Annotated in this window: 1 protein-coding gene and 1 pseudogene; both read right to left on the reverse strand. The window is 63.1% G+C overall.

From position 1 onward, the window contains the following. Positions 1-2: 2 nt before the first annotated feature. A complete protein-coding gene (locus ABT116_RS51185; RefSeq protein WP_502984066.1) occupies positions 3-1,064 on the reverse strand; it encodes a hydroxymethylglutaryl-CoA lyase-like TIM-barrel protein in 1,062 nt (353 codons plus the stop codon). A gap of 73 nt (positions 1,065-1,137) precedes the next feature. Beyond that, positions 1,138-1,545 (reverse strand): annotated as a pseudogene (locus tag ABT116_RS51190) (hydroxymethylglutaryl-CoA lyase-like TIM-barrel protein); the annotation flags it as partial. Between the last annotated feature and the right edge of the window lies 1 nt (position 1,546).

The raw sequence follows: 1,546 nt of genomic DNA on the forward strand, positions 1-1,546 counted from the left end.
GTTCAAGTTCTTGTAGCTTCAACTATGGACCCCGAGAAATCCTTCCGCAAGATCATGTGAGCTGCATCACATTCGGTGTGCTTGCGGCATAGACCGCGTGAAGCGCCGACGCTGTCACCGACTGATGCACCGCAATGCCCCAGCGTCCTTCGCCGTTCACCACGCACTCTGCGATGGTGACTGCCGAATTTGCACTGCCGGAAGATTCCGGGTTGCGGGGGCAGTGAATGCTGGGTGAGCGAGACGACCTCGACCGCCGAGCCCTGTTCGGTCAGGATTTTGCCCAATGCCTCGACCGGTCCGGACGCGCTGGCTGCAGCGGTGACTTCGCGCCCGTCGCGTTCGATGGCGACGAACAACTGATCACCGTCGGCGGTGTGCTCCAGCGAGTACCGTCGCACTCCTCCGTTGTACCCGTACTCGCGCAGCAGCAGGTTCCACAGCTGGTCGGCTGTCATTTCGGTGCCCGAGTCGTCGGTCTCGAGCTGCACCCGTGAGGCGAAGTCGATCTGCAGGCGGCGGGGAAGTTCAACCCCGTATTCGGTCTGCAGCAGATATGCGATTCCGCCCTTGCCCGACTGGCTGTTCACACGAATGACTGCCTGGTAGTCGCGGCCGACGTCGGCGGGGTCGATCGGCAGGTAGGGGACCGCCCAAGGCGCCGATCCCGGATCGACGCCGGCAGCCTCCGCGCTCTCGTAGTGATGGGCGAAGCCCTTCTTGATCGCATCCTGGTGGGTTCCGGAAAATGCCGTGTATACGAGATCGCCGCCGTACGGGTGGCGCTCGTGGACGGGAATTCGGTTGCAGTACTCCACCGTTCGACGGATCTTGTCGATGTCGGAGAAGTCGATCTCCGGATCGACGCCCTGTGCATGCAGATTCAGCCCCAGTGTGACCAGGTCGACGTTGCCGGTGCGCTCGCCGTTGCCGAACAGGCAGCCTTCGATGCGGTCTGCGCCGGCCTGGTAGCCCAGTTCGGCTGCAGCGACGCCGGTGCCGCGGTCGTTGTGGGGGTGCAGCGACAGGATGACCGAATCGCGGCGAGCCAGGTTGCGGTGCATCCACTCGATGGAGTCGGCGTACACGTTGGGGTGTAGCCATCTCGACGGTGGCGGGCAGGTTCAGAATGACCGGGTTGGCAGGCGTCGCACCCAGGGTTTCGGTGACGGCGTCACATACTTCCTTGGCGTACTCGAGCTCGGTACCGGTGTAGGACTCGGGCGAGTACTCCCAGCGCCAGTTGGTGTCCGGGTACTTCTTCGACTCGGCGAGGACCAGTTCGGCGGCGTCGGTGGCGATCTTCTTGATCGTGTCCTTGTCGGCGCGGAACACGACGCGGCGCTGCAGGATCGAGGTGGAGTTGTAGAAGTGCACGATCGCGTTCTCGGCACCTTCACACGCCTCGAAGGTTCGCTTGATCAGTTCGGGACGCGACTGCGTCAGCACCTGGATGGTGACGTCGGACGGGATCGCGCCGTCTTCGATGATCTCGCGAACGAAATCGAAGTCCGTCTGGCTCGCGGACGGAAAGCCGACCTCGATC

Source organism: Streptomyces sp. NPDC002130 (genome assembly GCF_040296465.1).
Lineage (GTDB): Bacteria > Actinomycetota > Actinomycetes > Streptomycetales > Streptomycetaceae > Streptomyces.

Excerpts from the sequence above, each read along its gene's own strand:
- ABT116_RS51185 (WP_502984066.1), bottom strand. The coding sequence starts at position 1,064 with ATGCACCGCAACCTGGCTCGCCGCGATTCGGTCATCCTGTCGCTGCAC.